26 protein-coding genes, 2 tRNA genes and 1 pseudogene are annotated in these 23,769 nt (G+C 60.4%); 13 read left to right on the top strand and 16 right to left on the bottom strand.

What is annotated here, in order from left to right; translation table 11 throughout:
* Positions 1-15 precede the first annotated feature (15 nt).
* Positions 16-381 carry a hypothetical protein gene (locus EPO61_09290; protein ID TAJ08292.1) on the bottom strand — a complete coding sequence of 122 codons (366 nt, stop codon included), beginning with the start codon at positions 379-381 and terminating at the stop codon, positions 16-18.
* Between the two features lie 228 nt (positions 382-609).
* On the opposite strand from EPO61_09290, the gene EPO61_09295 reads away from it, so the two are divergent.
* From EPO61_09295 to EPO61_09325, 7 genes and pseudogenes are all read left to right on the top strand, one after another.
* Positions 610-1,446 carry a YkgJ family cysteine cluster protein gene (locus EPO61_09295; GenBank protein ID TAJ08293.1) on the top strand — a complete coding sequence of 279 codons (837 nt, stop codon included), beginning with the start codon at positions 610-612 and terminating at the stop codon, positions 1,444-1,446.
* Positions 1,447-1,486: 40 nt separating this feature from the next.
* A pseudogene (locus tag EPO61_09300) lies at positions 1,487-1,765 on the top strand (hypothetical protein).
* 168 nt (positions 1,766-1,933) lie between these two features.
* Positions 1,934-2,554 carry a bifunctional phosphoserine phosphatase/homoserine phosphotransferase ThrH gene (gene thrH, locus EPO61_09305; protein ID TAJ08294.1) on the top strand — a complete coding sequence of 207 codons (621 nt, stop codon included), beginning with the start codon at positions 1,934-1,936 and terminating at the stop codon, positions 2,552-2,554.
* A 35-nt stretch (positions 2,555-2,589) separates the two neighbouring features.
* Positions 2,590-3,147 (top strand): dTDP-4-dehydrorhamnose 3,5-epimerase, encoded by a 558-nt coding sequence (gene rfbC / locus EPO61_09310; protein ID TAJ08295.1) that lies wholly within the window; start codon positions 2,590-2,592, stop codon positions 3,145-3,147.
* A gap of 280 nt (positions 3,148-3,427) precedes the next feature.
* A complete protein-coding gene (locus EPO61_09315; GenBank protein ID TAJ08296.1) occupies positions 3,428-4,030 on the top strand; it encodes a redoxin domain-containing protein in 603 nt (200 codons plus the stop codon).
* Between the two features lie 52 nt (positions 4,031-4,082).
* Positions 4,083-4,403: an iron-sulfur cluster insertion protein ErpA gene (erpA, locus tag EPO61_09320; protein ID TAJ08297.1), complete on the top strand. Its 321-nt coding sequence runs from the start codon at positions 4,083-4,085 to the stop codon at positions 4,401-4,403.
* Positions 4,404-4,513: 110 nt separating this feature from the next.
* Positions 4,514-5,329, top strand: a complete 816-nt coding sequence (locus EPO61_09325) for a 6-pyruvoyl tetrahydropterin synthase (GenBank protein ID TAJ08298.1) — start codon at positions 4,514-4,516, stop codon at positions 5,327-5,329.
* A 17-nt stretch (positions 5,330-5,346) separates the two neighbouring features.
* Here EPO61_09325 and EPO61_09330 read toward each other — a convergent pair whose 3' ends face one another.
* From EPO61_09330 to typA, 4 genes are all read right to left on the bottom strand, one after another.
* A complete protein-coding gene (locus tag EPO61_09330) occupies positions 5,347-5,682 on the bottom strand; it encodes a thioredoxin (protein ID TAJ08299.1) in 336 nt (111 codons plus the stop codon).
* A gap of 80 nt (positions 5,683-5,762) precedes the next feature.
* Positions 5,763-6,236, bottom strand: a complete 474-nt coding sequence (locus EPO61_09335) for a peroxiredoxin (protein TAJ08300.1) — start codon at positions 6,234-6,236, stop codon at positions 5,763-5,765.
* Between the two features lie 146 nt (positions 6,237-6,382).
* Positions 6,383-7,144: a hypothetical protein gene (locus EPO61_09340; protein TAJ08301.1), complete on the bottom strand. Its 762-nt coding sequence runs from the start codon at positions 7,142-7,144 to the stop codon at positions 6,383-6,385.
* A 39-nt stretch (positions 7,145-7,183) separates the two neighbouring features.
* Positions 7,184-9,052: a translational GTPase TypA gene (gene typA / locus EPO61_09345; protein TAJ08302.1), complete on the bottom strand. Its 1,869-nt coding sequence runs from the start codon at positions 9,050-9,052 to the stop codon at positions 7,184-7,186.
* Positions 9,053-9,306: 254 nt separating this feature from the next.
* Between typA and EPO61_09350 the strand changes: the two genes are divergently transcribed.
* Positions 9,307-11,667: a PBP1A family penicillin-binding protein gene (locus tag EPO61_09350; GenBank protein TAJ08303.1), complete on the top strand. Its 2,361-nt coding sequence runs from the start codon at positions 9,307-9,309 to the stop codon at positions 11,665-11,667.
* 125 nt (positions 11,668-11,792) lie between these two features.
* On the opposite strand, the gene iscX is transcribed toward EPO61_09350, so the two are convergent.
* Genes iscX through EPO61_09385 form a run of 7 tightly spaced genes read right to left on the bottom strand, consistent with a single transcriptional unit; the run spans position 11,793 to position 17,224 of the window.
* Positions 11,793-12,002 carry a Fe-S assembly protein IscX gene (iscX, locus tag EPO61_09355; GenBank protein ID TAJ08304.1) on the bottom strand — a complete coding sequence of 70 codons (210 nt, stop codon included), beginning with the start codon at positions 12,000-12,002 and terminating at the stop codon, positions 11,793-11,795.
* A gap of 47 nt (positions 12,003-12,049) precedes the next feature.
* Positions 12,050-13,870 carry a molecular chaperone DnaK gene (gene dnaK / locus EPO61_09360; GenBank protein ID TAJ08305.1) on the bottom strand — a complete coding sequence of 607 codons (1,821 nt, stop codon included), beginning with the start codon at positions 13,868-13,870 and terminating at the stop codon, positions 12,050-12,052.
* Positions 13,871-13,905: 35 nt separating this feature from the next.
* Positions 13,906-14,703 (bottom strand): Fe-S protein assembly co-chaperone HscB, encoded by a 798-nt coding sequence (gene hscB, locus EPO61_09365; protein ID TAJ08306.1) that lies wholly within the window; start codon positions 14,701-14,703, stop codon positions 13,906-13,908.
* Positions 14,704-14,724: 21 nt separating this feature from the next.
* A complete protein-coding gene (locus EPO61_09370) occupies positions 14,725-15,081 on the bottom strand; it encodes an iron-sulfur cluster assembly accessory protein (GenBank protein ID TAJ08307.1) in 357 nt (118 codons plus the stop codon).
* Positions 15,082-15,107: 26 nt separating this feature from the next.
* Positions 15,108-15,494 carry a Fe-S cluster assembly scaffold IscU gene (iscU, locus tag EPO61_09375; GenBank protein TAJ08308.1) on the bottom strand — a complete coding sequence of 129 codons (387 nt, stop codon included), beginning with the start codon at positions 15,492-15,494 and terminating at the stop codon, positions 15,108-15,110.
* Between the two features lie 39 nt (positions 15,495-15,533).
* Positions 15,534-16,751, bottom strand: a complete 1,218-nt coding sequence (locus EPO61_09380) for an IscS subfamily cysteine desulfurase (protein ID TAJ08309.1) — start codon at positions 16,749-16,751, stop codon at positions 15,534-15,536.
* Positions 16,748-17,224: an Rrf2 family transcriptional regulator gene (locus EPO61_09385; GenBank protein TAJ08310.1), complete on the bottom strand. Its 477-nt coding sequence runs from the start codon at positions 17,222-17,224 to the stop codon at positions 16,748-16,750. Before EPO61_09385 ends, EPO61_09380 begins: the two co-directional genes overlap by 4 nt.
* A 214-nt stretch (positions 17,225-17,438) precedes the next feature.
* Here EPO61_09385 and EPO61_09390 point away from each other — a divergent pair, with 214 nt between their 5' ends.
* The 3 genes from EPO61_09390 (at position 17,439) to EPO61_09400 (ending at position 19,433) form a co-directional block, all read left to right on the top strand.
* A complete protein-coding gene (locus EPO61_09390) occupies positions 17,439-17,852 on the top strand; it encodes a 2Fe-2S iron-sulfur cluster binding domain-containing protein (GenBank protein TAJ08311.1) in 414 nt (137 codons plus the stop codon).
* A 47-nt stretch (positions 17,853-17,899) separates the two neighbouring features.
* Positions 17,900-19,321, top strand: coding sequence for a glutamate--tRNA ligase (locus tag EPO61_09395; protein ID TAJ08312.1), 1,422 nt, complete (start codon positions 17,900-17,902; stop codon positions 19,319-19,321).
* 38 nt (positions 19,322-19,359) lie between these two features.
* Positions 19,360-19,433: transfer RNA gene (locus EPO61_09400), tRNA-Gln, on the top strand.
* A gap of 121 nt (positions 19,434-19,554) precedes the next feature.
* Here the strand turns inward: EPO61_09400 and EPO61_09405 are convergent.
* Positions 19,555-19,887: a hypothetical protein gene (locus tag EPO61_09405; protein ID TAJ08313.1), complete on the bottom strand. Its 333-nt coding sequence runs from the start codon at positions 19,885-19,887 to the stop codon at positions 19,555-19,557.
* A gap of 99 nt (positions 19,888-19,986) precedes the next feature.
* Here EPO61_09405 and EPO61_09410 point away from each other — a divergent pair.
* Positions 19,987-20,064 (top strand) — tRNA-Glu (locus tag EPO61_09410).
* Between the two features lie 79 nt (positions 20,065-20,143).
* Here EPO61_09410 and EPO61_09415 read toward each other — a convergent pair.
* Positions 20,144-21,214 carry a hypothetical protein gene (locus tag EPO61_09415; GenBank protein ID TAJ08314.1) on the bottom strand — a complete coding sequence of 357 codons (1,071 nt, stop codon included), beginning with the start codon at positions 21,212-21,214 and terminating at the stop codon, positions 20,144-20,146.
* Between the two features lie 99 nt (positions 21,215-21,313).
* Entirely contained in the window at positions 21,314-22,312 is a 999-nt protein-coding gene (locus EPO61_09420) for a replication initiation factor domain-containing protein (protein TAJ08315.1), read from the bottom strand.
* 779 nt (positions 22,313-23,091) lie between these two features.
* Here EPO61_09420 and EPO61_09425 point away from each other — a divergent pair.
* The gene (locus tag EPO61_09425) at positions 23,092-23,307 is read left to right on the top strand and encodes an AbrB/MazE/SpoVT family DNA-binding domain-containing protein (GenBank protein ID TAJ08316.1); all 216 of its coding nucleotides are present in this window, start codon (positions 23,092-23,094) and stop codon (positions 23,305-23,307) included.
* A 103-nt stretch (positions 23,308-23,410) separates the two neighbouring features.
* On the opposite strand, the gene EPO61_09430 is transcribed toward EPO61_09425, so the two are convergent.
* Complete coding sequence (locus tag EPO61_09430) at positions 23,411-23,755, bottom strand: XRE family transcriptional regulator (protein TAJ08317.1); 345 nt, start codon at positions 23,753-23,755, stop codon at positions 23,411-23,413.
* Positions 23,756-23,769 lie beyond the last annotated feature (14 nt).

Genomic DNA, 23,769 nt, shown 5'->3' on the forward strand with positions numbered 1-23,769 from the left:
CCATGGGCGGGCCGCTCAGTCTGCCTGGTGCTCGATATAAGCCAGCAGCGCCTGGTAGGTCATCTCGCGTGTCCTGGCTTTGGACGCCGCGCCCTGGGCGATACCGGACTCCAGCCACACCTGCTCCCGGATATGCGCCTGGGCTTCATTGCAGACCGTCCACATCTGATGGAGGAACTCCTCGGGAAGTCCGACTTGAACGCCCTCCGACTCAATGCGATCGTCCAGAATGGCCAAGAGATCGGAGAGCGCTTGGTCGGGCCGGTAGGGGGCCGGGGTGAATCCAAAAGACTCATGGGCCTGGGCTTCCTGGCGGGCCTGGTCGACCAAGTCGACCATATAAACTTTCAGCAAGCCGACGAGATGTCCTGTGAGCCGCATCGTCATCCTCCGACCGGTCTTGCGCCATTATCAGCAGCGTGGTTCGGCCTGGCAAGCCCAAAGTCGTGCGGAAGGAGTAGAGGGAGGGAATGACTTGCCGAAAGAGGCGCCCTTGAGCGGACGCCCTGCTTGACCGTTCCCGAACGCCTCTTTTAAGATGAGCCGGACGAACCCTGCGGCGGGACCGAATGCTCAGCGGCGGCATCCGTGCAGGCATGGAGACGGAGCATGACGGAAGACCGGACAGTTGAACGGCTTGATGTTTCGGTGAATACGCCCGCCGGTCCGGTCACGGTGCCTGTGGAGGTACCGCTCCACTTCGTGCCTGTCGCGGCGATTGTTCCCTCCATTCGCCGCATTGGCGAGGCGGCGCAGGCGCTGGAGGAGCGTGACGTCGTTATGCATGGCGCGGCGATTTCCTGCAAGAAAGGCTGCGCCGCCTGCTGCCGGATGTTGATTCCGTTGGCGGCTCCGGAAGCGTTTGCGTTGGCGGATGCGATCAGGGCCTGGCCTGCGGAGCAGCGGGAGGCAGTCCTGACCAGTCTGGCGGATGCGCGTGCGCAACTGGAGCGAACCGGGGTCCTTCCGCACCTCTACGAGATTGCCGAATCGGAACGCCAGCTCGATGACGACACCTTCGAACCGATCAACCGTGCCTATTATGCGCTCCGGCTGCCCTGTCCATTCCTGGTCGAGGAAGTGTGCTCCATCTATGACGATCGCCCGGCTGCCTGCCGAGAACTGTTGGTGACGTCGCCGGCAGAATTGTGCCAGGATTTGGAACGAAACCCCGTCAGGCCTGTCCCCATCCCCCTGCGCGTCGGGACGGTGCTGGCTCTGCTCTGGGCCGACCTTATCGGTGGGCCGGCCCGATTCATTCCCTTGCCGTTGGCGCTGGAATGGGCTGAGCGTCATAGACAGAAGGGTGGCCGATCCTGGCAGGGAAGGGAGATGCTGGAACGGGCGCTCGACAAGGTGTGGTGGTATTTAAGTCGCGAGGTTACGGCCCGCCAACGTGTCTCCCACAGTTCTTCGTCACGCGGGCAGGAGCGCCCGCAGCCCTGACGATCCATCCCACGGACCATCGAGATCTGGACCAATTTATATGCCCTCGCCGCCTCGCTGGATACGCGTCATGATGGACTTGGAGCGGCGGGAGCGGACTCGGATCGTCGCCGAGGTCATGCAAGTCCGAGGGCTGATGCCCCTTCTGATGAAGCCTCGCAACGGGCAGCCATGGACTCGGGATGATCGCGTTCAGATTCGCAGCCGTGTGCGTCGTCTTGCCGCCGTGAGTCCGTACTTTGTCGCCTTGATTCTCCCGGCCGCCCCTGTCACTCTTCCGTTGCTGGCTTGGTGGCTGGATCAGCGGCGAGTGCGGAGAACGGGTCCGGCCGGTTCCATGCCGGTTCGGCCCGAGAATTCCGAGCCGCCTCACGTTCCGTGATTGTACCGCCGCGTCGTTTGCGATATGATCCGGCCTCGTTTGAGGACGGGTCGCCGCCGATCCGGAACGTCCCGGTGCCTGACCCGCAAGGAGACCGCGAAGCTCATGACGCAACCGGTGCTAGCCTGTTTGGATTTGGAAGGGGTCTTGGTCCCGGAGATTTGGATCAATGTCGCCGAACGGACCGGCATCAGCGAGCTCCGTCTGACCACGCGAGACATTCCCGACTATGATGTGCTGATGAAGCGGCGCTTGGGCATTCTCGACCGGCATGGTCTACGACTGCAGGATATTCAGGCCGTCATTGCGACCATGGCTCCGTTGGAGGGAGCGGGCGAGTTTCTGGACTGGCTGCGGGAGCGGTGCCAGCTCATTATTCTCTCGGACACGTTCTACGAGTTTGCGCTTCCGCTCATGAGGCAGCTCGGCTATCCCACGCTCTTTTGCCATAGGCTGGAGGTGGACGGGACCGGGCGGATCACCGACTACTGCCTTCGACAGCCGAATCAAAAACAGGAATCCGTGATGGCGTTGAGGAGTCTGCGGTTCAAAATCGTCGCGGCGGGCGACTCCTATAACGATACCGCCATGCTGGCCGCGGCAGATGCGGGGATCTTCTTCCGGCCTCCCAGCACGATCAGCCAACAGTTTCCACAGTTCCCCGTGACCCAAACCTATTCCGAGCTGAAGCAACAATTCCGCCTGGCGGGCGGGTTGGCCCCCTAGGAACGTGGCGGATCGGAACTCGAAGGAGGCCATGCGTGCGGTTTGTTGACACGGCGTTACGGGGCGTGATCCTCATCGAAATTGATGTCTTTCCCGATGCACGCGGCCATTTCTTCGAGATCAGCCACGCCAAGAAATACGCGGAGGGCGGGATCACGGCCCCCTTCGTCCAGTCCAACTTTTCCCGTTCCAGCCGCGGCACCCTGCGCGGGTTGCACTATCAACTGATTCAGCCGCAAGGCAAGCTGGTGACCGTCGTGGAGGGAACGATCTTCGACGTGGCGGTGGATATCCAGGTGGGCTCTCCGACGTTCGGCCGATTCGTGTGCTATGAGCTGTCCGTAGAGAACAAGCGACAACTCTATATCCCGTCCGGCTACGCCCATGGGTTCTGCGCCCTGACCGACACGGTTGGCGTCGTTTACAACTGCACGGATTTCTACTCGCCCAAGGGCGAACGGGGACTCATCTGGAGCGATCCGGAGATCGGGATTCCCTGGCCGGTGTCCCAGCCGCTGCTCTCGCCCAAGGATGCCGCCTACAAGACCCTTGCGGACATGGCCGGGGAGTTGCCGGTCTACCAGCCCGCCTGACATCGAGAGCCTTGCCTTCCATCCTGGCGCACCGTTGACGGGTCTTGCCGCAGCATAGTATATAAGCTCACCTCTGGTCATCATGCGCCCGCTCCGGACTGTCGGGTCGTCCACAGAGTCTGGGTGCGCGATGAACTCCATGGGTTCGATGGTATGGCTGCGGGTCGCGAGGCATGCATTGTGAAGGAGCTCCGGCATCAGTCGGAGCAGGCGGAACGACAATGAGCTGATGGGCCGCCACGGCGCCTGATCAGAAACTTACAAGGAAGGAGACATCCCAATGGGTGAGAGCATACATGTCGGCGAGCTGGTTCCGAATTTTGAGCTGGAAACGTATGATCCCCGCAAGGGGGAGTTCGGCAAGGTGTCGTTGGAATCTCTCAAACAGGCAAAGAAGTGGACCGTTCTTGTGTTTTACCCAGCCGACTATACCTTCGTCTGTCCCACCGAGCTGGCTGACGTGGCGGAGAAGTACAAAGACCTGGCGGGCTCGGGGGCCGAGGTGATCGCGGTGTCGACCGACACCAAGTTCGTCCATATGGCCTGGCAGCGGGAGGAGAAGCTGCTGAAGGGGCTCGCCTATCCGATGGGAGCGGACCCGACAGGCAAAGTGTCGCGGCTGTTCGGTGTGTATGACGAAGCGACAGGACTTGCGCTCAGAGGAACCTTCATCATCAGCCCCGAGGGCAAGCTCGTGGTCGCCGAGGTGCATTTCTACAATGTGGGCCGAAGCGCAGCGGAGCTTCTCCGGAAGGTCAAGGCGAATGTCTACTGCGCGGCTCATCCCGAAGAAGCCTGTCCGGCCAACTGGAGCGAGGGCGGGAAAACCTTGAAGCCGGGGGCGGGGCTGGTCGGGCGAGTGGCCGAGGCGCTGGGACGTTGACGATCCTCTTGCGCCCTGTGTAGGATAGACGCAACGTATGAGGGAGGGGGCCATGGTGACAATCACGCAGAAGGCCGAGGAGAAGATCAAGGAATTGATGACGGAGGAGAAGGATGTGGTCGGCCTGCGCATCTACGTGCGCGGAGGCGGCTGCCATGGGTACCAGTATGGAATGGCCTTCGAATCCAAAATGGGCGACGACGACACCGTGGTCGAAAAGGGGATCGTGAAAGTCATCATGGATTCCCAGAGCGCGCCGCTCCTGAGCGGGGCTGAAGTGGACTATGTGGACAGCGTGCAGGGGTCCGGGTTTTCCATCAAGAACCCCCAAGCCAAAACCACATGCGGCTGCGGCAGCTCCTTTAGCGCCTGATTTGTCTTCGGTCCGGTTTTGAATAGAAGGGCTGGGGTCGCTCACCGCAGCGGTGAGGCGCGATCCCGGCCCTTGCTGTTATTGCCCTTTCTGTGCCTGATGGAGTGGCTATGCCGGAAGTCCGATTGACCAAACGGATTGAGTTTTCCGCCGCGCATCGCTATTGCAACCCAGCCTGGGACGAAGCGCGCAACCGGGCGACGTTCGGGGCCTGCTTCAACGAGCCGGGGCATGGCCACAATTACATGCTCGAAGTCACCGTGGCTGGACAGGTGGACCCCCAGACCGGCATGGTGGTCAACCTCTACGATCTCAAGCGGGTGCTAAAAGAAATTCTGGAAGAATTCGATCACAAGCATCTCAACCTGGATACCCCCTACTTTCACGACAGGATTCCGACCACCGAAAACATTGCGGTCGTGCTCTGGCGCGTCCTGGCGGCCCGTTCTGAGATCGGCCGCCTCGAAAAGGTCAGGCTATTCGAAGATGAAGACCTGTCCGCGGAGTTCATGGGGGGCGAAGGCCAGGCCGGGTTGACCAAGCGGTACCACTTTGCGGCGGCCCATCGCCTGCAGAGCAAGGGGCTATCCGAGGAGCAGAGCCGGCGGTTGTTCGGAAAGTGCCACAGCCCTGGCTCCCACGGGCATAATTATGTGTTGCACGTGACCGTGCAGGGCGCGATTGATCCGATCACCGGCATGCTGGTGGATATTCCGACGCTGGACCGTATCGTGACCGAACAGATCCTCCGGCGACTCGACCATCAGGATATCGATCGGGACCCGGAGCTGGCCCGTCGTATCACCAGCGGCGAAAACCTGGCCCGGTTCCTGTGGGATCTCTTGATAAAAGGACTTCCGGCCGGCCGCTTGGAACGGATCGGCCTGTCCGAAACGCGCGGGGCCTACTACGAATATCGCGGCTAAGGGCAGCCGAGCGCGAGCTAGCTCTTGAGCAGATGGTCGTTGATGAGCGCCGCCAGTTCGTCCGCCTCCACCTTGCCTTCCCGCGTGATCAGCAGCTTCCCTTGGGAAAAGAGGTGGGTGGTCGGATAGGTCTCGAACTGGTGGCGTTTTTTGATCTCTCGGCACCGGCCAGGCACGTGCATCTTGGCCTTGCCGATCCGGATCGTGGCAAAGCGGGCGGCCGTTTCCTGGAGAATCGGGTCGTAGGCGTTGCAGGGCTCGCAGGAGGCGATTCCGTAGGCCACGACGGCAGCCGGGGCTTGCACGAACTCCTCGTAATTCTCGTCGTTGACGTCTTCGACTGAACCAGCCATAAGGTCGTAACGTCGAAAGTCCGAAAGTCAGAAAGCCTCGTCTTGAAGACTTTCCGACTTTCGGGCTTTTCGACCGCGGTTTAGTTGAGCTTCTTGAGCGCCTCGAGGATATCCTTGTCGTCCCGAGCGACCTTGATTTCCTGGACCTTCACGTAGGCCACTTTCCCGTTCTTGTCCACGATCACCGTCGCGCGCTTGCCGCAATTCAGCGGCTCGAAATACAGGCCATACTTCTTCACAACTTCGCGATTGAAATCGGCGAGCAGTTGCTGCTTGAGCCCCAACGAGTCGGCCCAGGCTTTGTGGGAAAAGAAGCTGTCCGTGCTGATACCGAAGACCACCGCGTTCATTTGATCGAACTTCGGAAAATCGTCGGTCAGGCACTTGTTCTCTCCGGTGCAGACGGGGCTCCAATCCAGCGGGTAAAACGCCAGTACGACGTTCTTCTTGCCGCGGAAATCGCTGAGCTTGACATCCTTCTGGTCCTGGTCTTTCAGCGTGAAATCAGGGGCGGTGTCCCCTGCTTTTATCTCGGGGGCGACATCTGTGGCCATGGAAACCTCCTCTATTGGATTGGGTGGATTGAGTTGGGATGAACAGGCATCACTCGGAAGCCATCATTGGTAGCATGCGCTCAGAAAGTTTGTCAATCGGCCCAAAAGGCCCAGGAAAGTTTCGGGCGGATGGGCCCTGCGGGGCGTCACCAGGCGACTTCACGGAAGGCCACGGGCCCTTCGGCCGCAGGGACGGTCCGGTGTTTGGTAATGGACAGAGTCAGCCCGATGTCCGGCACGGTGAGCGAGGCCCCGACCTTCGGGGACTGCCCGAGCCTGATGATCATCTCGGCGATGTCTGTGAGCCGTTCAGAGGTGGGGCGGCCGGGCAGACCCATGGGGCGAAAGACTTCCAGCTCATCCAGGCCGAATTTGGCCAAGCCCTTGGTGTAGAACCGTTCACGTCCCGCCTCGTCCGCGTCGCTCTGCTCCACGGTCATGTGGTCACAAGCGGCGAATTGTGTCAGCGGACGGTCTTGCCAGTCGGACGGGTTTAGGTAAGTCTGGGTGCGGAGATCGTAAGCGGTGCCTCCGGTCAGCAGAGTCAAGCCCCTGGCCAGACGGGCTGCGTGCAGCACCAGATCAATGGCCTTGCTCGGCGAGGTGCGCATCAATAGGACCTGTCCGGCGTTGGGATGTCCCCAGGCGAGCGATTCCTGCCAGGCCTCAGCGTCAGCCGCGGGGAGGAGCAGTCGGATCGCGGCTTCCCAGGGTCCGTGGGCGGCGCGGAGCTGCGAGGAGCCTCCAAGCGACGGTCCTGGGTCTGCCTGGAGGCGGAGCGGACCCCCGTATTCCAAATTAAACCAGATCGCGAGCTCTTCAGGGGGCGGCGGCGAGCTCCGGTACCCAACGATGTACAAGGGGGGCGCGGAGGGCGGAAGCTTGGCGGCCTTGCGGCGGATCTTCATCGGTGCGGGACTCGGGAAGTCGTACGCGAAACGACCTGCTCAGCCCTTGCGATCTTTGCGGGCCCTACGACGCTCCTCGGGATTGAGCAAGCGTTTCCGGATGCGGAGGTTGGTCGGCGTCACTTCCAACAGTTCGTCCTGGCCGATATACTCGAGGGCATATTCCAACGTCATGGCGCGGGGCGGGGTCAGGGTCAGGGCTTCATCCGATCCGGAGGCCCGCATGTTGCTGAGCTGTTTGGCTTTGCAGATGTTCACGTCCAGATCTTCGTCCCGGCTGTTCTGGCCGACCACCATGCCCTGGTATACCTCCACGCCGGGGCCGATGATCAGGGTGCCGCGCTCCTGGATCATGAACAGGCCGTAGGCGTTGCTGGTGCCGTCTTCGAAGGCCACCAGGGAGCCGTGCGGAGCGACTTGCAACGTCTGCTTGTCGGCCGGTTCGTACCGTTGAAAGACATGGTGCATGATCACGGTGCCACGGGTCTTAGCCAACAGGACGTTCTTGAGTCCGATCACGCCGCGGGTCGGGATGTAATATTCCAGGTGCATCTCGCCGGCGCTGCCGTCCGACTGGGCCAGCTTCATGTGCCGGAGTTGGCCCCGGCGCTGGCCCACCTCCTCGATGACCGTCCCTTGATATTCGGTGGGCACGTCGATGGTCAATTCCTCGAACGGTTCCGTGAGGACGCCGTTGTCTTCGTGAAGAATGACTTCCGGTTGGGAGACCTGAAGCTCATAGCCTTCCCGGCGCATCTGCTCGATCAAGACCGACAAGTGGAGTTCGCCCCGTCCCGCCACCAGGAATCGATCGGTGCTGTCCGTTTCCTGGACGCGCAGGGACACGTTGGTCTCCAACTCTTTGAACAGGCGCTCGCGCAGATGCCGGGAGGTGAGGAACTTCCCCTCCCGCCCGGCGAAGGGGCTGTTGTTCACCGAAAAGGTCATCTGCACGGTCGGTTCGTCGATGGCGACCGGCGACAGCGCAATCGGCTGCTCCGGATCGGCGATCGTCTCGCCGATGCTGATGTCGGGGATGCCCGCCACGGCGACGATTTCGCCCGCCTCGGCCTTGTCCACTTCGGTCCGTTCCAGGCCCGAGAAAACGGCGAGTTCCGTCACCCGCCCGTTGACCTGGCTTCCGTCTCGCTTCATCTGTGCGACGGTTTGGCGTTTGGCGATCGAACCGGCCAGGATTTTCCCGATGCCCATCTTGCCTTTATAGGCATCGTAGGCCAGTGCGAGTACCAGCATTTGAAGCGGCGCGTTGGCTCTGATGGCGGGCGCCGGGATCTGGTTGAGGATCGTGTCCAACAGCGGGGAGATGTCGGTGCCCGGCTGGGTGAGGTCCAACGTCGCAATGCCGTTGATCGCCGAGGCATAGACGATCGGGAAATCGAGCTGCTCGTTGGTCGCCCCCAGATGGACGAACAGATCGAACGTCCGGTTGAGCACGTCGTCTATCACGGCATCGGGCCGATCGATCTTATTGATGACCACAATGGCCTTGTGCCCGAGCGCCAGCGCCTTGCGCAGCACAAACGTGGTCTGCGGCATGGGGCCTTCTTTGGCATCCACCACCAGCAGGACCCCGTCAACCATCCGCAGCGTCCGTTCGACCTCGCCGCCGAAATCGGCGTGGCCGGGGGTGTCCACGATGTTGATCTTGACGCCCTGATAGGTGACGCTGGCATTCTTCGCGCGGATCGTGATGCCCCGTTCCCGTTCCTGATCCATGGAATCCATGATCCGCTCGCCCATGTCGTTGATCTTGCGATGGACGTGGGTTTGTCTCAGGACGGCATCCACCAGAGTGGTCTTGCCGTGGTCGACGTGGGCAATGATCGCGATGTTCCGGATGTCCTGCCGCCGATCGGATGCCGGGCGATGAGCGATGTGCGCTGACATGGGTAGTGCCGTTTGTTGGTCCATGGGGAATGTGAGCCTTTCAGCAAAAAAAGACGCCGCACGAGGGCGGCGTTGCAAGACAGTATACGGGAAGGCGCGGTGTAAATACAAGCCGGGCTTCAGTTTGTCGGTATGGCCGGACTGAAAGAATCACCCGGCGTGGCTTGAGTTTTGGGGGACTGCATTGTATGGTAATCCATTGCCCGCCGCTGCGTTTCCCCATTTGTGGAGCATGATCGTGGAGTCCTGCGCCTATGTCCGCTCCTAGCCTCGGCCTGGCCCCGCGACGCCCCGGTAGACGCTGGGGGCGCACCCTGCTGCTGTTCGTGATCATCGTGTTCGGGTTGCTGGGGGGAGCTGTGGCCGGCTCCTTCTGGTTTGTGTCGCAAGACCTGCCCTCGCTGGATTCTTTGCAAGGGTATCAGCCCAGCCAGGTCAGCCGGGTCTACTCGGACGATCATCAGATCATCGGACAATACTATGTCGAACGGCGGATCCTGGCTACGCTGGCCGATGTCCCCCCCTCGCTGATCAACGCCGTGATTGCCGTGGAGGATGCGCGGTTCTTTGAGCATCCGGGTCTCGACGTGGTCGGGATTCTGCGGGCGTTTTGGACCAACCTGCGGCGGGGGGGCAAGGTCGAGGGGGCCAGCACCATCACGCAGCAATTGACCCGCTCCCTCTTTCTGTCGCCGGAACGGACCTATGGGAGGAAGGTCAAAGAGTTGATCCTAGCCTATAAGATGGAGCTGATCCTGAGCAAGGAGCAGATCCTGGAACTGTACCTGAACCAGATTTACTTCGGCCAGGGGGCCTACGGGGTCGGCGCGGCAGCCCAGACCTATTTCGGCAAGGAGTTGCGGGATCTGACGGTGGCCGAATCGGCCTTGCTCGCCGGGTTACCCAAGTCCCCCAACAACTATTCGCCCACCAAGAATCCGGAGCGAGCCAAGCGGCGGCAGGAGCATGTGCTCGCCCGCATGGAGGAAGCCGGGTTCTTGACGTCCGAGCAGCGGGAAGAAGCCGCCGCACAACCGCTTACCTTCCGCCATGCGGTCTCGGAGCAGATTGCGCCGCATTTCATCGAGACCGTCCGCCTGCACCTGGTGGCTCAATATGGGGAGTCGATGGTCTACAAAGGCGGCCTTTCGGTTGCGACCACGCTCAATGTGGAGATGCAAAAGGCGGCCGAGCGGGCGGTCCAGAAAGGGCTTCGTGAACTCGACAAGCGGCAGGGCTGGCGAGGGCCCATCGGCAAGCAAGACCCCACGGCGGTGATGGACAAGCCGAATGTTCCGGCTCCCGTGTTGCACGAAGGGGACCTGCTGCAGGGGGTCGTCACCAAGGTGACCAAGGATTACGTGGCCGTGCAGGCGGGGCCGACCGCCGGCAAACTGGCCTTTGACGACATAGCCTGGGCCAAGCGCCGCTTGAAGGGCAAGGATCCGAGCAAGGACGCGGCGGTGCTGCAAAACGTGAAGGCGCTGCTCAAGCCGGGGGACGTGATCGAGGTCGCGGTCAAGAAGCTGGACAAGGACGGAGCGCAGTTTCGCTTGGAACAGACCCCGATCGTGGAAGGGGGATTGGTCGCGATTGACCCGCGGACCGGGGCGATCAGGGCGATGGTCGGAGGGTTGGACTTCGTACGGAGCGAGTACAACCGGGCGGTCAGCGCCCACCGGCAGCCTGGGTCCGCCTTCAAACCGATTATCTATGCGACGGCGATGAGCGAGGGCCTGAGCCCCGCCACGCCGGTGTTGGACGCGCCGGTGGTGTACGAGAACGAGGATCCGGAGAAGACCTGGAAGCCGGAGAACTATGAGAAAAAATTCTTCGGGTTGACCAGCTTGCGCGACGCGTTGATCCACTCCCGCAATGTGGCCACGGTGCGCTTACTGGACCGGATCGGAGTCAAGCCGGTCATCGAATTCGCCAAGACGCTGGGGATCACCAGTCCCCTGAACCACGACCTCTCGCTGGCTTTGGGCTCGTCCAGCGTGACGCTGGTGGAACTGACGTCGGCCTACGGGGTGTTCGCCAACCAGGGCCTCAAGCTGGACCCCTACATGGTGACGAGGGTGGAGGATCCCAATGCGCAGGTATTGGAGCAGACCCTCTTCGAGCCGCGCCAGGTCCTCACGAAAGAAACGGCCTACCTGATTACGAACGTGCTGGAGGACGTGATCCAGCGAGGCACGGGGCAGGCGGCCAAAGTCATCGAACGGCCCGTCGCCGGCAAGACCGGGACGACCAACGACTATACCGATGCCTGGTTCGTCGGCTATACCCCGAACTTGGTCGTGGGGGTCTGGGTGGGGTTCGACGATATCCGGACCTTGGGCGATACGGAGTCCGGGGCCCACGCGGCCCTGCCGATCTGGATCGACTTCATGCGCGAGGCCCTGTCGGCGCTGCCGGTGGAGTCCTTCGAAATCCCGGATGACATTGTGTTCGTGAAGGTGGACCCGGAGACCGGCCTGCTGGCGCCTGCCCAGAGCAGCCAGGGAACCGTCGAGATCTTTGCCAAGGGGACGGAGCCGACGGAGCCGGCCCCTGTGCACAGCGATCCGGCGGATTTCTACAAGTTCGACCAGGGAAGCGAAGGCCCCTCCTGATTTGTCAGGCCGCTCTTCTTTATAGAGGGGGGCCGCCTCCACTTCCGGGTGAGCCGTTCACGACATGTAATACGGGTCTGCGAGCGCCGGTCGTTGGATCGCGATTGCCCCCGGTCGAGCAGGAATCACTTGGAGCCCTGGTACTCCTCGTGCCAGGCCATCTGAATGGCTTCCAGGATCTTCTCGTTGGATTTCTTGGGATCGTCCGTGAAGCCGGGCAAGGCGACGATCCAGGCATGCATGTCCGTGAACCGGACGGTCAGCGGGTCCGTCTCCGGGTGCGCTTCCACTAGCCTGATGGCGATCTCTTCCGTATCCTGCCATTTCACGTCCATTGCGGCTCCTTGCGTCTAATGGCTGATGGCCGGTTGTCGGCTTTCAGCTACGGCAGTTCTTCAAGCTTCTTGTTCTGCAGCGCTTCCTTCAACGAGGTGTCCATCAACACCTCGGCCAGGTGATGCGTGGCTTTTTCCACGTCGGCGATGCGGGCCCGGATGGCCCGATGGTCGTCGCCGGCTGTTGCGGCGACGAGGGAAGTCAGCGAGGCTCGGATCGTCTCGGTTTCCTCCGGTCCGATCAAACGGCCTCCCAGCCCCAGGGCTTTCTCCGTCGCCTTCCGAATGGCCTCGGCTTCTGTGCGGGCTTCGATCAATTGGCGGGCCTTGAGGTCCTCCGCGGCGAATTTGAACGATTCGCCGATCATCCGCTCCACTTCCTCGTCCGTGAGCCCGTGCGAGGGTTTGACCTCGATGGACTGGGTCTGGTTGGTGCGCACGTCTTTCGCCGTGACGTTCAGAATGCCGTTGGCGTCGGTCAGGAACTGAACCTCCACGCGTGGCACACCGGCCGGAAGGGGCGGGAGCTTGAGTTGAAAGCGGGCGAGGCTGCGGTTGTCCTTGGCCAGTTCCCGCTCGCCTTGCAGGATGTGGATGTCCACGGAGGTCTGGCCGTCCACGTAGGTCGTAAACATTTCCTTGGCGCTGGTGGGGATGGTGGTGTTCCGCCGGATGAGCGGGCTCATCACCCCCCCCATGGTTTCGATGCCGAGAGAGAGCGGAGTCACGTCCAGCAACAACATGTCCTGAGTGCCACCGCTCAGGATGTCCGCCTGGACCGCCGCGCCGAGGGCCACGACCTCATCCGGATTCAGTTCACAGTGCGGGACCCTCCCGAACAGTTCCTGCACGCGTTGCCGTACCAAGGGCATGCGGGTGGAGCCGCCGACCAGCACCACTTCATCGATCTGCGCGGGCTGCAAGGCGGCATCCTTGAGGGCCAGGCGGCAGGGGCCCAGGGTCCGTTCGACCAAGTCGCCGACGAGGGCCTCCAACTGATCGCGCGTGATCTCGCGCCGGAAGACTCCCTTGCCGTCCGGCAGCTCGATGGTCGCCTGAGTCTTGAGTTCGTCGGAGAGGCGGATCTTGACCTGTTCGGCTTCCAGCCGGAGCGCTTGCATCTGGTCCGGGTGCTGGCCCAGGTCCAGCCCGGACTCGGCGCGGATCTCCTGCAGCAGCAGGTCCAGGATCGTCCGGTCGAAATCGTCTCCGCCCAGGTGGGTATTGCCGTTCGTGGCCAGGACCTCGAAGATCCCTTGCTTGAGCTTCAGGATTGAAATGTCGAAGGTGCCGCCGCCCAAATCATAGACGGCGATGGTGCCCTGGGTCTTCCGCTGGAGTCCGTAGGCCAGCGAGGCGGCGGTCGGTTCGTTGATGATCCGCAGCACCTCCAGCCCCGCGATCATGCCGGCGTCCTTGGTCGCCTGCCGTTGGCTGTCGTTGAAATAGGCCGGGACGGTGATCACCACGCTCCGGACGTCTTCCCCCAGGTGAGCCTCGGCCCGGAGCTTGAGCTCCTTCAGGATCATGGCCGAGATTTGGGGGGGCGAGTAGGTCTTCTCACCGACTTGGATGCGGATGACGCCGCCCTGCTCGTGCAGCTTGTAGGGGAAGTACTTCAATTCTTCCGACACATCCGCCAGGCTTTTGCCCATGAAGCGCTTGACGGAATAGATCGTCCGTTCGGGGTTGCGGACGAGATGTTCCTTGGCCGGATCGCCGACGATCAGCCCGCTGTCCGTCATCGCGACCACCGAGGGGACCATGGCCCGGCCCTGCTTGCCGGTGATCACACGGGGTGTCTGCCCATCCATGTAGGCGATCAGCGAGTTGGTGGTGCCGAGGTCGATGCCGAGAATCCGTGCCATGTCTGTGGTGCTACCTTTTGCCGTGACGAATGCGGTCAGGCCATGGCGGCCGCGAGGTCTGTGATGATGTTGCGGAGGTAGGTCCGGTTCGACAGCAGTTCCCGGAGATCCTTCAGGATCGCCTCGCGTTCTTTCCTGAGCCGGTCGTCCACGGGAGCGGCACCCGCTCGAGTTTGGAGGTGATCCCAGGCGTCGAAGAGTTCGGGCAGCCGGGCGTCCATGTCGCGCTGCCGGCGCTCGAGCCGGTCCCGGTCCGACGACAGCTTGGCCTTCAATGGCTCCAGCGCGGCCGGCGCCTGATCCGGTGAGGCTTGGCGGTACTCCTCCAGATCTTCCTGCAGGGCCAGGATTTCCTCGAACAAATCCGCCGGGGGCGAGCTCCGGATGTCTTTGGCCGATCCGGCTTCCAGTTTCAGCAGATATTCCGCTCGCTGGACGGGATCTTTCAGGGTCCGGTAGGCGATATTCAACAGGGCGGAATTGCCCAGACTGATCGTCTGCTCGGATTCGGTCTTATTGTGATAGAAGTCGGGGTGGAAACTCCGGCTGAGCGCGTAAAACTTAGCCTCCAAGGCCTCCAAGTCGATGTTCAACAGGCGCGGCAGGCCGAGGCAGGTGAAGTAGTCCAACTCCTTCGAGAGGGGTTGGACCTTGACGCATTGCTCGCAGAAATACTCCCCGGTGATCTCGGACTGGCAATGCCAGCACATGCTCCGGGCCATGTGGAGTTCGGTGCGTTTTGGGAGTGCCGTCGGCTTCTGTTCCATGGGCCCTGTTTCGCTTTTCGAGCCGCAGGGTACGCCTCGCGCGCGCGAGGCGTACCCTGCGGGCATTGTGACAGATGTGAAAGAAGATCAGGCCGAGAAGGACTCGCCGCAGCCGCAGGTCTTGTTGGCGTTGGGGTTGACGAACTTGAACGATCCTCCGATCAAGTCCTTGTGGAAATCCAACTGGGTGCCCTGCAGGTAAATGGCGCTCTTGGCGTCCACGATCACCTTGATCCCTTCGATCTCGTAGACGCTGTCGTAGGGGCCGATCTTGTCGTCGAAGTTGACGGTGTAGCTCAAGCCCGAGCAGCCACCGCCTTTGACGCCCACGCGCAGGCCGCCTTCCGTGATCCCTTGGACGTTAAGCAAGCGCTTGACTTCCTTGACGGCCGCTTCGCTCAGGGTGATGACCGGACCGGAGGTCGTCGTATCCGTTGATTCCATCGCTGACTCCTTGGTGTGCCGGGGCCTTACTTGGTTTCTTCCGTCTTTTTCTTGTAGTCGTTCAACGCCGCCTTGATCGCGTCTTCGGCCAATACCGAGCAGTGGATCTTGACCGGCGGCAGATTCAACTCCTGAACGATATCCGTGTTCTTGATCTGCTGCGCCTGCTCGACCGTCTTGCCCTTGAGCCACTCGGTGGCCAGGCTCGAGCTGGCAATGGCGGAGCCGCAGCCGAAGGTCTTGAACTTGGCGTCCACGATCGTATCGTTCTGCACTTTGATTTGCAGCTTCATGACGTCGCCGCACTCCGGCGCGCCGACGATCCCGGTGCCCACGCCGTCCTCATCCTTCTTGAACGATCCCATGTTGCGGGGATTGTTGAAATGATCGACCACTTTTTCGCTGTATGCCATGGTGCAATCCTCCTCTGCGTCGGTCTCTATCGGGGTGAATTAATGAGCGCTCCACTGGACCGACTTCAAGTCGATCCCTTCTTTGGCCATTTCGTACAGAGGCGACATCTCTCGCAGCTTGGTCACGATTTCAATAATCCGTTTCGCCGTATAGTCAACTTCTTCCACCGTGTTGAAGCGCCCCAGTCCGAACCGGATCGAGGAATGGGCCAGGTCGGACCCCACGCCCAGGGCCCGGAGCACATAGGAGGGTTCCAGGGTCGCGGAGGTGCAGGCGGACCCGGAGGAGAGGGCGATCTCCTTAACGCCCATCAATAGCGATTCACCCTCGACATAAGCGAAGGAAATATTGAGGTTGTGCGGCAACCGCTGGGTCGGGTGGCCGTTGAGATAGGCCTCATCCAAATGCTTCATGATGCCGTCTTGGAGCCGATCCCGAAGGGCCGCCAGTTTCACCGATTCGGTCGGCATCTCCTGCTCGCACAATTCGCAGGCCTTCCCGAAGCCGACGATCAGGGGAACGGGCAGGGTGCCGGACCGCATGCCTCGCTCATGGCCTCCTCCGTCGATGATCGGGGCCAGCCGCACACGCGGCGCCTTTTTGCGAACATAGAGAGCGCCGACGCCCTTGGGTCCGTAGATCTTGTGGGCGGAAAAGGCCATCAAATCAATGCCCATCTCCTGCACGTTCACGGGGATTTTCCCCACCCCCTGGGTGGCGTCGCAATGGAACAAGACGCCCTTTTCCTTGGCGATCTTGCCGATCTCCTTGATCGGGTTGATGGTCCCGATTTCGTTGTTGGCCATCATGATCGAAATCAGGATGGTCTTGTCGGTGATGGCGTTCCGCACGTCATCCGGGTTGACCATCCCGTACTTGTCCACCGGCAGGTAGGTGACTTTGATGCCTTTCTTCGACTCCAGGCTCTTGGCCGTGTCCAGGACGGCACGATGCTCGGTCGCGCTGGTGATGATGTGATCGCCTTTCTCCTTGTACATCTCCAGGACGCCCTTGATCGCCAGGTTGTCGGACTCCGTGGCGCCGCTGGTGAAGACCAGCTCCTTGGCGTCGGCGTGGATCAGCTTGGCGATCTGTTGGCGCGCCGCCTCGACCGCCTCCTCGGCTTCCCACCCGAAGGGATGGTTCCGGCTGGCGGCGTTGCCGAACTTCTCGCAGAAGTAGGGCAGCATGGTCTCCAGGACCCGCGGGTCCATCGGGGTCGTCGAATGATTATCAAGGAAAATCGGGAACTTCATCGCGCAACTCCTTCGGCAGTGGTGATCGACTGGACCGTGATCAAGGGGGTCCCGCCCATCATAGCTTCGACGGTCATACTGTTTAGTAGCTGGTAAATGCTGCTTTGCACTTTCAGGAGGGGGGTCCTGATGTTGCAATGCTCGCGTTGCGAACAGGAGGCGGTGTCTTTGTCGTGATAGCAGTCAGCAATGCCGAGGGGGCCTTCGATGGCCTCCAGCACCTGGGCGATCGTGATGCTTCCTGCGTGGCGGGCGAGCAGGTAGCCGCCCTTGGGTCCGTTTTGACTTTCGACGATCCCGTGCTTGGCCAGTGTCTGGAGGACCTTGGCCAGGAGTTCAACCGGAATGTGGTACTCTTCTGCGATTTCCTTCGTGTTCACGATCCGCGCGCGGGCGACATCGCCGTACTGCACCGAGGCAATGTACTGCAGGGCCATGAGCCCATAGTCTGCTTTCTTCGAGAGCTTCAACAACGTAGACCTCCGACTAGGTAGATCGGGGACTAATTCAATCGCCGATCAAAAGAGTCGCACTAAATTTACCACTGCCGTGCTTTCGCTGTCAATTAATAATTAGTCTAATTATTCCATTGAGTTGTGCGACTTAAATATTAGATGCAGATGCTCACTCTCCTATGGTAGAGTGAATCAGACGTCCAATTGAGCGGTTGACGCGAGGCTCTATCTCATGGGTGGAACGAATCCCTACATCGAAAAAGCCGAATACGAGCGTCCGACGAAGCCCTATACCGTGACGTTTGTCTCAACGGACAAGACGGCCCAGGTGCAAGTTGATCCGACGAAGGTCCCTTATGGAGAGACGGGGTTGCCCGGCAGCCTGTTGGATATTGCATTGGGAGCGGGCATTGATCTGGAGCATGCCTGCGGGGGAGTCTGCGCCTGCTCCACCTGCCATGTCATCGTGAAAGAAGGACTGCAGTCCTGCAACGAGGGTACGGATGACGAGTTCGACCAGTTGGAAGAGGCGCCGGAGATCACTTTGAATTCGCGCCTGGCCTGCCAGTGCGTGCCGAACGGGACCATGGATCTGGTCGTGCAAATTCCGGCTGTCAACAAGAACCTCGTCAAAGAAGGTCATTAACCGGTCTCCTTTCCCTGATCATATCCGACCTTCAGCGAGTCTATGCCGTGAGCCACGTCAAAGTACGATTTGCGCCCAGTCCAACCGGCTACCTCCACATCGGCGGGGTCAGGACCGCTCTGTTCAATTGGCTTTGGGCGCGCCATGAACGGGGCACCTTTATCCTTCGGATCGAGGACACCGATCAGGACCGTTCTACCGACGAAGCGATCCAGATCATTCTGGACGGCATGAAGTGGGTCGGGCTGGATTGGGATGAAGGACCCTATCGGCAGACCGAGCGGATGGACTTGTATCGGGAGCGGGCGATGCAGCTGCTTGAGCGAGGGCAGGCCTATTGGTGTATCTGCAGCGCCGAGGAGCTCGAAACGCGTCGCAAAGAGGCTCAAGCCAAGGGGCTCACTCCGAAATATGACGGCCGCTGCCGTGCCCGTGGCATTACGCAGCCGACAGGAGAAGCGGCGCTGCGGTTCAAGGCGCCCCAGGAAGGTCAGACAGTGGTCGAGGACCTGATCAAGGGGCGGGTGGTCTTCGACAACAACGTGCTGGACGATCTGATCATCCTACGGTCCAACGGCTACCCGACCTATAATTTTTCCGTCGTGGTGGACGATGCCTTGATGGGTATTACCCATGTCATCCGTGGCGACGATCATCTGAACAATACCCCGCGCCAGATTCCGATCTTCCAGGCCCTGGGCTATCCGATCCCGCGCTTCGGGCATCTCTCGATGATCATGGGAGCGGACAAAGCCAAACTGTCCAAACGGCACGGCGCCACGTCGGTCTTGGCCTACAAAGAGATGGGCTATCTGCCGGAGGCGCTGATCAACTATTTGGTGCGCCTCGGCTGGTCCCACGGAGACCAGGAAATTTTCTCGTTGCAGGAGATGATTGACAACTTCTCCTTTGGCCATGTGCAGAAGTCCGCGGCGGTATTCAATCCGGAGAAGCTCCTCTGGATGAACGCCCAGTACATCAAGCAGAGCGAGCCGGCGAGGATTGCCGCGTTGCTGCTCCCGTTCCTGGATCAAGTCGGCGTCGGTGACGCGGTACGCAAGGCCCCCGACGGGTGGCTGGCGCGGCTGGTCACGCTGTTTCAGGAGCGGGCGCGCACGTTGGTGGAGATGGCGCAGGCGGCCGTGCCCTATCTGCAGGAGCAGATCGAGATGGACGCAGATGCGGCGACCAAGTTGCTGACACCGGCCATCGTACCCGCGCTTGAGAAACTCGCGGAGCGGTTCCAGGCCGCGCCGGATTTTTCACATATACCGCTGGAAGGGGCGTTCAAGCAGGTTATCGAGGAACAGGGATTGAAGATGGGGCAACTGGCGCAACCGGTGCGGCTGGCCGTGACCGGACGGACCGCCAGTCCCGGCCTCTTCGAAGTGATCGAACTGCTGGGCCGCGACCGGACGCTAGCCCGGCTGCGGAAGGGGATCGCATGGGCCAACCGCAGCAGTGCTTGACTCTCCTGCGGACCTTATATTAGGCTGCTTCCCACGGTTGGGGGATCGTCTAGTGGTAGGACGTCAGACTCTGGATCTGACTACCTAGGTTCGAATCCTAGTCCCCCAGCCACTTCTTTTTAATTACCTTCTCAAACACTTACGAGCCTCCTCCGATCGGAGGAGGCTCGTGGTGTTTGGGGACGGTTAGGGGGCCTGTCGCGGATTTATCCGACGAATGCCAGTCGCAACACTCACCGTACGTCTTTGACTTCCCACTCCGTGACCAAGCCCTGATCAAAGTAGACCCGGTGCCTGGCGGTGAGGCAGGGCTCCCTCCCGCCCGGAGGATAGAGCCATACTTCAACCTGTTTACCCTTGCGTTGAACGGTCTTTTTGCACATCGCTGGTCCCAGGACCAGATAGACTTGTTCCTGGTCCATACCGGTCAAGAGGTAGCTCTCGTCGATGGCCCGCTTGATGTTGTCGGGATATGAGGGGTACTTGTCCCGCATCAGACGATCGCGATCCGTGGCACAACCCAGCAGCAGAAACAGAGCGAGCGAGACTGTAAGCAAGGCTTTCATGGGTACAGCGATTCCCTTCCCTCGCGCATTGCAATCATACAAACCCTGTGGTATGGTTCCGGGCCGTCTGCCATTGCCTCTCACTGCCAACGACCGGCTGGTCCCATCGTCTAGCCTGGCCTAGGACGGAGCCCTCTCAAGGCTCAAACACGGGTTCGAATCCCGTTGGGACCACCACATTGTTTTTGTTGAAGGTTTTAGCCCTTGGTTTTAATAGTCCCGTCTGGGTCCTTAAACCAAGTTTCGAAGCCTTGTCCTAATCTGCCAGAATCTGCCTGGCCTGATCCTCGTAAAACGCGACCGCGCGCTTGAGTTGCGGCGGACGAATCCGGGCATAGGTCTGCGTCGTCTCGATCCGCTTATGCCCGAGCAACGCCCGCACTTGCTCCAGGTCATGCTGTTGTTCCAGGACCTCCATCGCCACACCATGCCGCAGGTCATGAGGCTTCAACATCGGGTAGCCGATGAGCCGCCCATAGACCTTGCACAACCGCCAGAGGTTCTTTCCGGTCATGGGAGCCGAAGTCTTGCCTTTGACCCGGCGTCCCCAGGTTGACCAAAAGAGAGGTGTCTCCGGGCAGATCGTGGTTTGCTCTACGGACAAGACTCGCTCGACATACCACTGCAGGTAGGCCATGACAGGCTCCGGGACGGGGATATCCCTCGTCTGCCCACCCTTGACCCGGACCCCCCGAAATCCCCAACCGGCATCCAAGTGACGAACCTGCAAGGTTGCCACCGACTCTCGGCGCATGCCCGTGTAGCGCAGAATCAGGAACAGTGCCAGGTCACGAGGTCGCTGCCGCCGTTTGGCCGCCGAGACGAGCGCATCCATGAGGGCAGGGGTTGGGATCTGTTTGGGCGGTTCCGACCGATGGGGCGGTCGATCCATTCCGGCAATAGGGTTAGCTGCCAGCAGATCCCGCTTTACCAGCCACGCGCAGAGGCTCGACAACGCCGACTGACGGCATCGCATGGTGTTTAACGTGAGATCAGCTGCGGCCATATGATCCATCCAGGCCTGAACTTCGGCCCGCGTGAGGTCTCCGACCCTTGCCAGACGCCCATGGCGATGGCGCATGAACACCAGGAACTGTTCTAACACCCAACGGTAAGCTCTCACCCCTCCTTCCGTTTTGCCCCGTTGTTTGAGTTGATACTGACAAAACCGTTCCACCCACTCGACTAACGTTTGAGTCATGGCATTGGCCCTCCGGCCCCCACCACGACCACGACTTCGCCGATCGGGAGTATGCGGCGGCACAAGCCAGCCGTCAAGGCTTCCGGCAGGAACGAGGGCGCTATCTTTTCCCAATTCTTCGTTCATGGGTCCCGGTATGTCCGTTCGGAGAGGGGGGAGTCTTGCGACACCCCCCTGGTCCCCCCAGGATGCGCCCGCGTGACCGCCGGCGATGGGAGGGAGGCGTCACGAGTCGGATCGGTCTTTGGGTGACTCCTCATGGTTGAGCAGGTCCCGGTGACGTGACTTCCAGCGGCGCTTCCCGTCATCCAAAAGCTCGTTGAACCAGTCCTTGCCTGCGGCTTCGTTCAGGACCGCGAGCATGGGACCAAGTGATTGCTTGGCCCAAATTTTCACCTGTTCAATCGTGCGCGCTTGCTTCTCGACGGTCAGGCGGCATTGCGCTAACCCGTTTGTCAGCTCCATCCACCAGGGCAGCAACGGAGCCCGGCAACGTGCCCAGTTGGGCTCATCCTTGGAGGTATCGCGGAAGTCGACATAGCCCCGGAGGACGCTCACGATGAATCGGACCCATTCCTCAGGTTCGAGCAGCCGCAACAACCGGCCGCATAAGTTGGCCCGGTCGTCTCTAAATTGCAGCTCCCAGCGGATGCCATAGTCCTGCCAATTCGCCTGGTGCTTTTCTTTGAGCTCGAGACGCTTGTCATAGATGCGGAGCATGGTCTGACTGTGCGGGCTTCCCAGGTAGAGGGTTGCGCCCGTAGATTCGGTCTTGTGGATGTCGAGCCCATCCACGCTTTTGGATTTGTGTGGGCGCCCCACCATTTGGCCGGCGAGGATGGCGTGCCTGACTTGCTCGATCGGCACATGGCTGTGCCGATCGTCCAGGGCGCAATCGATCCGGGTCAGGTGCCCCTTGTGGTCGAAGACCCATTGGAGGATGGCCTTGATTTTGTCGACCGGCCAGGCTGAGACAATGCCGGCGGAGAGGTCCACGTGTACCTCTCTGGGGCTGCGCGGAGCGCCGATTCCAATTTTTCCGGTGCCCCTGGTCCCGCCGGCCAAGACCCAGGACAGGGGATACCCGCGATAGCCTCCGTTGCCTTTGGTCCAGTCTCCTCCGAGCACCTGCGTCACGTCATGCACGGAGCTCGAAGGCAGGGTAAAGGCCAGCCAATCGGTAGTCATGGTGAAGTGGGGGACGGTTGGAGAGATCGAATCCATAGAATCACTAGGCTCCCTAGAAAGAGGTTGCAGTTTGTGCCCCCGTGTTACCTGTCCGGGGGCTATATGCTCGGCTCTGCCCGGTGCCTGTTGGCACTCGGGCTGCGCCTCCGCAAGTCGTGTCTGAGCGCTCGGTCTGTATCATGCATTCCTTCTACGCCGTCCCAGAGTGATGGTCCATTAGGCAGATGCAGGCAGATATAGGCAGTTGTGCGCTACAGCAGCATGTGACGACATTCTGAATCGTTCCACGATTAGCCCCCTTCATGTCGGTGTCCACTTTACGGATAGTAGTCAGGAGAAGGAATTGGCCAGAAGTGGACTGTTGTGGCCAGTTTGGGTCTGTTGTGGTCATCGGTGGTCACAGTGGTCGTTGTCGAGATATGCACGCCGTGTCCTTAGTCTTAATCCGCTTTTCTTCGAATGGCCATTAGGCATATGTATGCTGATGTATGCTTGTGGTGGCTCATGTGAGCAGCTTCCTGCCAAAAACCTCCGGGAAGTGGAGTTATGAGGCCGGATGGTGTCTCGCCATGTCTCCTGATGCCATCGCAATTCATGCCTGCGATTGTATGGAGCTGGTTGCGAGCAGACAATGACCCATGTGCGCCCTCTCGCACCCGTCTGTACCCTCTCGTGCTCATGCGGACCGTGCGCATCCAATTTTGTGAATTTTGCGTCACGCTGAGAATTGGCCGGTGATCGTGGGGCGAATCTTGACTAGGGCAGCATATGACGGTATGAGGATCGATCAAGACCCTGTACGAGAGGAGTGCATCATGGCGACCATAACGATCTCCCCGAAGTTTCAGATCGTGATCCCCAAGGAAGTCCGGGACAAATTGCACTTGATCCCCAAGCAGAAGCTTCAGGTGCTGGAAAAGGGAGGAGTGATTACCCTGGTGCCCGAGGTGCCCCTGAAGTCGCTCAAGGGGGTCCTGAGGGGCATGTCCAAGGAGGGGATTCGAGAAAAGAAGAACCGCTTGTCCTTATAGACTCAAGCAGCTGGCTCGGGTTTTTTTATTAGCGGGTCAGGATGGGGTCTATTGCACGGCGACCGCGAGCTCGTTATCTCAAGTTGCTGAGATAGCCACGTACCTAGGCAAACTCGACGGAAATCTTCCCGTGCTGACGGTTCCGGGGTGCGGCTTTCACCACAACCTGGATGTCACGTCCAAGTCGCATGAGGCAATCCATCAGGCGGCGTTCCGAGATGCCGCGAAAGTGTCCTTTTAGGAGAGCGGAGACTTTAGGCTGAGGCATGCCTAGAAGCTGGCCCGCTTGTATTTGGGTCAGGCCCTTGTCTTTGATCAGCTCATCAATTTTCATGACGAGCTTGGCTTTCATCGCCATCGCTTCAGGATCACGTACTCCAATGTCGGCATAGACATTCCCGCTGCCTTCCGTGATCTCAATTTTACGAATGGATTTGCGCCTTCTCATCAGTGGGAAACATA

Source organism: Nitrospirota bacterium, from assembly GCA_004296885.1.
Lineage (GTDB): Bacteria > Nitrospirota > Nitrospiria > Nitrospirales > Nitrospiraceae > SYGV01.

Bases quoted from the DNA above. Each gene is read 5' to 3' on its own strand.
- EPO61_09380 (TAJ08309.1), bottom strand. From the start codon at position 16,751: ATGAAGTTCCCGATTTTCCTTGATAATCATTCGACGACCCCGATGGAC.
- EPO61_09290 (TAJ08292.1), bottom strand. From the start codon at position 381: ATGCGGCTCACAGGACATCTCGTCGGCTTGCTGAAAGTTTATATGGTC.
- thrH (TAJ08294.1), top strand. From the start codon at position 1,934: ATGACGCAACCGGTGCTAGCCTGTTTGGATTTGGAAGGGGTCTTGGTC.
- dnaK (TAJ08305.1), bottom strand. From the start codon at position 13,870: ATGGCACGGATTCTCGGCATCGACCTCGGCACCACCAACTCGCTGATC.
- EPO61_09335 (TAJ08300.1), bottom strand. From the start codon at position 6,236: ATGGCCACAGATGTCGCCCCCGAGATAAAAGCAGGGGACACCGCCCCT.
- EPO61_09405 (TAJ08313.1), bottom strand. From the start codon at position 19,887: ATGAAAGCCTTGCTTACAGTCTCGCTCGCTCTGTTTCTGCTGCTGGGT.
- EPO61_09370 (TAJ08307.1), bottom strand. From the start codon at position 15,081: ATGGAATCAACGGATACGACGACCTCCGGTCCGGTCATCACCCTGAGC.
- EPO61_09350 (TAJ08303.1), top strand. From the start codon at position 9,307: ATGTCCGCTCCTAGCCTCGGCCTGGCCCCGCGACGCCCCGGTAGACGC.
- EPO61_09430 (TAJ08317.1), bottom strand. From the start codon at position 23,755: ATGAGAAGGCGCAAATCCATTCGTAAAATTGAGATCACGGAAGGCAGC.
- iscU (TAJ08308.1), bottom strand. From the start codon at position 15,494: ATGGCATACAGCGAAAAAGTGGTCGATCATTTCAACAATCCCCGCAAC.
- EPO61_09325 (TAJ08298.1), top strand. From the start codon at position 4,514: ATGCCGGAAGTCCGATTGACCAAACGGATTGAGTTTTCCGCCGCGCAT.
- EPO61_09315 (TAJ08296.1), top strand. From the start codon at position 3,428: ATGGGTGAGAGCATACATGTCGGCGAGCTGGTTCCGAATTTTGAGCTG.
- iscX (TAJ08304.1), bottom strand. From the start codon at position 12,002: ATGGACGTGAAATGGCAGGATACGGAAGAGATCGCCATCAGGCTAGTG.
- EPO61_09340 (TAJ08301.1), bottom strand. From the start codon at position 7,144: ATGAAGATCCGCCGCAAGGCCGCCAAGCTTCCGCCCTCCGCGCCCCCC.
- EPO61_09425 (TAJ08316.1), top strand. From the start codon at position 23,092: ATGGCGACCATAACGATCTCCCCGAAGTTTCAGATCGTGATCCCCAAG.
- EPO61_09330 (TAJ08299.1), bottom strand. From the start codon at position 5,682: ATGGCTGGTTCAGTCGAAGACGTCAACGACGAGAATTACGAGGAGTTC.
- erpA (TAJ08297.1), top strand. From the start codon at position 4,083: ATGGTGACAATCACGCAGAAGGCCGAGGAGAAGATCAAGGAATTGATG.
- hscB (TAJ08306.1), bottom strand. From the start codon at position 14,703: ATGCCCGCAGGGTACGCCTCGCGCGCGCGAGGCGTACCCTGCGGCTCG.
- EPO61_09420 (TAJ08315.1), bottom strand. From the start codon at position 22,312: ATGGATTCGATCTCTCCAACCGTCCCCCACTTCACCATGACTACCGAT.
- EPO61_09390 (TAJ08311.1), top strand. From the start codon at position 17,439: ATGGGTGGAACGAATCCCTACATCGAAAAAGCCGAATACGAGCGTCCG.
- typA (TAJ08302.1), bottom strand. From the start codon at position 9,052: ATGTCAGCGCACATCGCTCATCGCCCGGCATCCGATCGGCGGCAGGAC.
- EPO61_09415 (TAJ08314.1), bottom strand. From the start codon at position 21,214: ATGAACGAAGAATTGGGAAAAGATAGCGCCCTCGTTCCTGCCGGAAGC.
- EPO61_09295 (TAJ08293.1), top strand. From the start codon at position 610: ATGACGGAAGACCGGACAGTTGAACGGCTTGATGTTTCGGTGAATACG.